The 5,593-nt window shown below is 39.6% G+C and carries 7 protein-coding genes; 5 read left to right on the top strand and 2 right to left on the bottom strand.

What is annotated here, in order from left to right; all coding sequences use genetic code 11:
• Nucleotides 1–126 precede the first annotated feature (126 nt).
• The 4 genes from DXB58_RS27450 (at nucleotide 127) to DXB58_RS27430 (ending at nucleotide 2,668) form a co-directional block, all read left to right on the top strand.
• Nucleotides 127–375 (top strand): AbrB/MazE/SpoVT family DNA-binding domain-containing protein, encoded by a 249-nt coding sequence (locus DXB58_RS27450; RefSeq protein ID WP_005812783.1) that lies wholly within the window; start codon nucleotides 127–129, stop codon nucleotides 373–375.
• Nucleotides 369–689 carry a type II toxin-antitoxin system PemK/MazF family toxin gene (locus DXB58_RS27445; protein WP_005799262.1) on the top strand — a complete coding sequence of 107 codons (321 nt, stop codon included), beginning with the start codon at nucleotides 369–371 and terminating at the stop codon, nucleotides 687–689. Before DXB58_RS27450 ends, DXB58_RS27445 begins: the two co-directional genes overlap by 7 nt.
• Before the next feature lie 36 nt (nucleotides 690–725).
• Complete coding sequence (locus DXB58_RS27440; protein WP_005799260.1) at nucleotides 726–1,124, top strand: hypothetical protein; 399 nt, start codon at nucleotides 726–728, stop codon at nucleotides 1,122–1,124.
• Between the two features lie 641 nt (nucleotides 1,125–1,765).
• On the top strand, nucleotides 1,766–2,668 hold the full coding sequence (locus DXB58_RS27430) for a protein rep (RefSeq protein WP_225538865.1): 903 nt from the start codon (nucleotides 1,766–1,768) through the stop codon (nucleotides 2,666–2,668).
• A gap of 3 nt (nucleotides 2,669–2,671) precedes the next feature.
• Here DXB58_RS27430 and DXB58_RS27425 read toward each other — a convergent pair whose 3' ends face one another.
• Complete coding sequence (locus DXB58_RS27425) at nucleotides 2,672–3,133, bottom strand: hypothetical protein (RefSeq protein WP_005812785.1); 462 nt, start codon at nucleotides 3,131–3,133, stop codon at nucleotides 2,672–2,674.
• Between the two features lie 91 nt (nucleotides 3,134–3,224).
• On the opposite strand from DXB58_RS27425, the gene DXB58_RS28035 reads away from it, so the two are divergent.
• On the top strand, nucleotides 3,225–3,995 hold the full coding sequence (locus tag DXB58_RS28035) for a hypothetical protein (RefSeq protein WP_005799241.1): 771 nt from the start codon (nucleotides 3,225–3,227) through the stop codon (nucleotides 3,993–3,995).
• A 69-nt stretch (nucleotides 3,996–4,064) separates the two neighbouring features.
• Here DXB58_RS28035 and DXB58_RS27415 read toward each other — a convergent pair whose 3' ends face one another.
• On the bottom strand, nucleotides 4,065–5,315 hold the full coding sequence (locus DXB58_RS27415) for an NBU/pMV158-type mobilization protein (RefSeq protein ID WP_122138870.1): 1,251 nt from the start codon (nucleotides 5,313–5,315) through the stop codon (nucleotides 4,065–4,067).
• Nucleotides 5,316–5,593 lie beyond the last annotated feature (278 nt).

The raw sequence follows: 5,593 nt of genomic DNA, 5'->3' as shown, positions 1-5,593 counted from the left end.
CTCCCGACGAGTGCAGCCATTGACAGGGTTCTCGGTGAAAATGGAAAAAAGTTGTTTTTCCTTTTGTTATTGTTATAACTTTACATATATTTGTATCGTGATAATCAATTATAAAGTTATAACATTATGGTAACGAATATTATTCAGATTGGAAACAGCAAGGGGATAATACTTCCTTCCGAAGTATTGAAACAGTTGCGTTTGTCCTTGAAATCGGCTGTGAGCATTTCTTTGGACGGGAACAATATTGTGATAAAGGCACAACCACGGCAGGGATGGGCGGAAGCTGCCAAACGTGCCCATGAGAATGGGGATGATGAGTTGCTTATCCCTGATGTGTTTGAGGATGAAAAGTTTGAGGATTGGACATGGTAGAACAGTATGAAGTGTATTGGGTAGAGTTAGACCCTACCCGTGGGGGTGAAATGGCAAAGACACGGCCATGTGTAGTTGTCACTCCTTCAGATTTGAATATGTACCTTACAACAGTAGTCATTGTTCCGATAACCTCAACGATAAGAAATTATCCTTACCGGGTTCTGTGTTCTGTAGCCGGGCGTGAAGGAGAGATAGCCACTGATCAAATTCGCACGGTGGATAAAAGCCGGCTGAAAAGAAAGATTGGAGATTTGAATTTCAGTGAGATAAAAAGGTTACGTGAAGTGTTTCAGCAAATGTTCTGTGAATAATGGAAAGTACGGAAAGAAAAATGCAAATAAGACATTATGAAACCAACTGACTACATCGAATGGGATAACCTGAAGGATATTCCATTCTTCCTCTGTCAAGTAGTCGAGGACAGAGAAAAACAAGATTTGGATATTTACTATTTGGGCAAACGTGTCTTGCACGATTACGACCATGTGGGGCACTATTTGCGGACTGCCGTTATCTTGTTCCGCAGGGTAAAGAGCCGCACAGCAGACTGGGTAAACCTGCGTAACCTTTGGACGCTGCGCAACTGTGTGCGTGAGAACTACAATCACGGCATAGGAATGAACGACCTTATTTTTGGGGAGAATTTCGATGGAGATAATCTCGATACGCTTACACCACTTACAAAGAAACGCTTTGATTTTTTGTGTAAGCGGATTAAGGAACTTGACCCATATGCAACTATTTAACACTCCATTGAGTGAAGGCAGGGTTTGTCTTTGTGTGCTCCCCCTTTGGGGGACGGGAGGGGGATAAGAAAAAAAATACCACCGGAGATGTCGGATATCCGTCAATTCACTCCGGTGTTTTTTTTGCAACTCTCCCGTATCGCTCGGCAAGGGTTGTCTTTGTGTACGGCAAAGATAGTTTTTTTTCCGGAAGTATCTTTGTCTGTTGTGGATTTAGTAGTGTATTTGTGTCAGAATTGCGCAGCCGGGGGAATGGGGGCGAGCCCCCATACTAGATAAACTAGAAAGTTTCGTGGTAAATGCTTTTTGACTTGTTATATGTAGGTTTTTTGAATGATGTTTGGCGGTTTGGAATGAATTACCTACTTTTGGGCTGAGAAAAAACGAAAGCCCGAAGGCAGTAACCAACGGGCTTTGTATTTTAAGAATTAGCAATCGTTTGTGTTCGTTCTTGGCGGGGCGGATACCAAACGAAAGCCACATCAAAATTTCATATGTGCAAAGATAGAACAAATATAACCAACTGCAAAGAAAGTCCGTTAAAAAACGGTTCTGATAGTCTTAAAAAAAAGGCTAAAGTAAAAATCATATCCCATAATTTTACTCGAAAACTTTCGGAAAAGAATCCGGATAGTAAGCTGATGAAAGCATATATGGATGCCCATGTGTGTTCAAATGTTTATACTGTGCAGGGAGGTAAGGCGCATTCCCATTATTGTCATCGGGCTTTTTGTCCTATTTGTCAGCGTATTCAAACGGCACAAAATGTAAAGAAGTTCCTTCCGGTTATGAAGTATTTGGCTTCGGAAGGCAGAGAGTTTTATTTTGTGACGCTTACCTTGCAAAATTGTGTAACCGATGATGCAAGGGTATTGCGAGATTTCATGCGTAGATGTAACCGGATGTGGGCTGATGGTATAAGGACGAAACACAAGTTTCGTTCACTTGGTATTTCGGGGGTGATTAAGAAGGAGTGTACCTATCATGTAGTAAAAAAGGATTTGTTTTCGTTCCATTATCATTTTCATATTATTGTTGATTCATTGGAAGCTGCAAAATATGTAGTAGCCCAATGGAAGAAATTGCATGGTAGTACGGTTGCTGATGCCCGTTTTCAGAAATATAAGAAGATAGAGGATTTTGAAAATGCAGCGATAGAGGTTTTTAAGTATGCTTCAAAGGCTTCTGTCTCAAAATCGAAAGGTCGTGACGGTAAAAAAAAGATTCAGATAAATTATAAGGCTTTGGATATGATTTATACTGCCATGCATGGGATGCAGCGCATGAGTAGTTTCGGACAGTTCCGCACCATGATCGGAGATGAAGCGTTGAATGATTTTAGAGATGAGGATTTGGTTCTTAATATTGAGGGATTGAATGTTGAAGATGGTTGTTATACTTGGTATATGTCTGTGAAAGATAAGGTGGCTGATTGGTATAATATGGAAACTGGGGAGGCATTGTGTTGTTATAAGGTCACCCGGAAGGATGAACTTTTGCAGGATATTTATTTAGATGAGGATATTTTTCCTAATAGTGGGTAGTTGTTAGTTTGTTGTATTGTTTTCTTGGTATGGTGTGAGTTCTATGTATTCTCTATTCATGAAAGGATCGCCAAATTTTCCACTTCTGTCATAGAAGGAAAATTTGTTTTTAGTTAGCTCGTCTATGTCCCAGTAATGTTCTCCACCAAAATAAATGGTACTGAAACTTGGATCACCGAATGACCATTGTCCGTAGATATTGGCTTCTTTTTTATTTCCTTGTTTGTCGATTTCTATATTTGTACGGGTATATGTTCCGTTTTTATTGAATTTGTATGTACCTTGCCAGACACTGCCGTTTTCGTCTGTTGTTTTTTTACCAGCCCATGTAATATCACAAATTAATGAGATTATGCTTTCTTCTCCATGGTTGTAGTATCCTTGTTTTTCAACACATCCGGTGTTTGAAATAAGAAAAAGTGATACTGTTGAAATAAGTAAAGAGATATGTATTATTCTATTCATAGTTAAATATTTAATATTCAATGCAAAAATAGGAGAAATTTTATATTTTTGGGCGAAACCTTTATTTATTAACTTTAAAAAAGGAGGATTTATGAAAAAAGTAATGTTTATGTTCATCAGTCTACTGACTGTTTTGGGTGTTTGTTCGTGTAATGATAATGAAGTAATAGAACCTGTGGTTAGTGATTCTGTATCTGATATGGAGGTCTTATCTCGTTTTGTTGATGTAAATGAGATTACAAATGAATACTATTTCAATGAGAATAAGAAAACGAGGGCGTTGTCTTATGTAACAGGTTCGGATTGGCAGGATTTAGAAAAAGTTAGTCCTTTGAGTATTGAGAAATATAAGAATAACCTGCAGGTTTTAAATGCTCAAGTGGCAAGTGCTATTTCAAATCCTAATACCGCTTATGTTGTTTTTTCTGTAAATGGAAAGACTTTGGTTAAAAAGGTGAAGGAGGATGCTAATTTTGATTTTTCAGTATTTAGGGATGTTGTAACGGAAACGAGGGCTGTTCTCCCTTCTTTGAGTATTAATGGAGGTTCTCAAAGCACTACCGGAGTTTTTTACGATTCCAGTCGTACTTTAAAGATGCAAGTTGATTTGAATGCTTCAATACAGAATAATTATTATTTCTTTGAAGTATTAAATCCTAATGCTAAACCAAGTCCGGATGATAATATAACGACACCTGAAAGTGTTGCTTTTAGTGGAACTGGACCGTTATGGAGTAACACTTTCACTTGGACTTCGTATTGGGATGCAAATGTACCTGGTCAAGGTTTTAAATGGGAGTTTAAAGGAAAAGGTACTACTCCTTCTTTTGGTTTTATAGCTAATTGCACCTTTAGTCGTTAAAAAATGAACGGGATTTAATTTGAATTGCACTTCTCAAAAAAGAGAAGTGCAATTCTTTTTAGTGTCTTTCTATCGGTGTAGCCAGTTACCGTTATCTAAAGTCTTTTGTAGTGTATTCCAAAGTTCTTTAAGAAAGTTTTTAAAGTGGATGTTATTTAGCCAAATTGTAGTAATACCATTCTGACTTTTGGAGATATCTATTTTCACGTTTTTAACTTGGTATGATTTTCTCTTGTCTTTATCGTAAAGGTTTCCAGTGTAGTATATTTCCTTTCCAATAAGAAGTTGTCGGATATCTTTATTTTGTATTCCCATAGTTTGGAGTTCCTCTATATTTTCCTGTGCATTTTCCATTTCCGGAAAAAGGTTGGTTATGGGTTTTAGTTTGGATGCTTCTGCCTTTATCTGTCTGTCGGTTGTTTCCTGTACCCTTCGCATCTCGATGTTGTTGGTTCTTAATTGTCCTTCTAAATTTTGATTCTTGAATGAGAGGTTATAATTTTCTTTTTTGAGGGTTTCAATTTCTTTGGCTTGTCGTTTTACTTCCCCTACATTAAAGACGCTTGTAACGGCATTAAATACGGTTTTTCCGGCTTTTGCGGCAGCTTCTTTGGCTTCGTTGATGTGTATGTCGGTTTTCATGCTGTTTAGCTCTTTTTGTGCCGTACTAAGTTCCTTTTGGACTGTGGTGATTTTCTCGGTTCCGGCAGTGTATGCCCTGTTTAGTTGCTCGATGTCTTTTTGAAGTTGTTCAGCTTTCTCTGTTTCCATTTTGTTTTTGTATTGCATGGCCGACAAGTGTTTCTTGTCTGAAGAAACTCCACGTTCCATGTTGAGACACTCTGCTGTTATAGTCTGCATCTCCGCCATGTCGTGTCTGTTCAGCTTTACAGTTTTTCCTGTATGGCCGTCCGTCCAGTCAAAGATCATGTGCGCATGATAGTTCGGTTTCCATGCTTCTTCCTTTCCGTCCCATACGTTTGCGCCTTCATCCTTATGGGTGTAGATTTGGAAGGTGTGCACTCCAAAGCGTTCTTCCAGTTTTTCGGCCAAGTCTTGAAGCTGCTGGATTGTGGTTTCCTCGCTGATTACTATTACCCCTTCCCGGATTGGGGTAGCTTTCTTCTGTAATCCTTGTCCGGTGGCTTCCTTGTATTTTTCCGTTATGTCCCGGTGTACTTCGGCAATGGAACATTCTACCCACTGTTCGTTGCGGTGTGTGAGTTCCGGACGGATGTAGTCGAGCTCCTTGCTTCTTAAGTTGTGACGTTCCGAGCTGCCTATATTGCAGGCTTCCACTCTGATACATGTCTTTGCCATATCTTTAGGTTTTAGGTGTGTATGTCTGTTTAGAAGATGTGGCGTGAAACGTCACATCGCACGGGGTCGAGGGGACACCCCTCGCACACAACCCCTTTAGGGGTTATAGTGTGCTATAACCTTTTGCAAAGGTAAGCCTTCCGGACGGGATTTGCAAGCGCTCTGCCATGTGTTCCGGATGTGCTTGGGAACAGAAGCCGGACAAAAGGGAAAAGGACACAAGGCACAATAAAAAATCATCGGTCGGGGAGCGCTGCACGGCAAGGGGGTGCACCAAC

The sequence above is a fragment of the Bacteroides sp. OM05-10AA genome, from assembly GCF_003439055.1.
Lineage (GTDB): Bacteria > Bacteroidota > Bacteroidia > Bacteroidales > Bacteroidaceae > Bacteroides > Bacteroides intestinigallinarum.
This window is presented reverse-complemented; position numbering and strand designations above follow the sequence as displayed.

Excerpts from the sequence above, each read along its gene's own strand:
- DXB58_RS27450 (WP_005812783.1), top strand. The coding sequence starts at position 127 with ATGGTAACGAATATTATTCAGATTGGAAACAGCAAGGGGATAATACTT.
- DXB58_RS27415 (WP_122138870.1), bottom strand. The coding sequence starts at position 5,315 with ATGGCAAAGACATGTATCAGAGTGGAAGCCTGCAATATAGGCAGCTCG.
- DXB58_RS27425 (WP_005812785.1), bottom strand. The coding sequence starts at position 3,133 with ATGAATAGAATAATACATATCTCTTTACTTATTTCAACAGTATCACTT.
- DXB58_RS28035 (WP_005799241.1), top strand. The coding sequence starts at position 3,225 with ATGAAAAAAGTAATGTTTATGTTCATCAGTCTACTGACTGTTTTGGGT.
- DXB58_RS27430 (WP_225538865.1), top strand. The coding sequence starts at position 1,766 with ATGAAAGCATATATGGATGCCCATGTGTGTTCAAATGTTTATACTGTG.
- DXB58_RS27440 (WP_005799260.1), top strand. The coding sequence starts at position 726 with ATGAAACCAACTGACTACATCGAATGGGATAACCTGAAGGATATTCCA.
- DXB58_RS27445 (WP_005799262.1), top strand. The coding sequence starts at position 369 with ATGGTAGAACAGTATGAAGTGTATTGGGTAGAGTTAGACCCTACCCGT.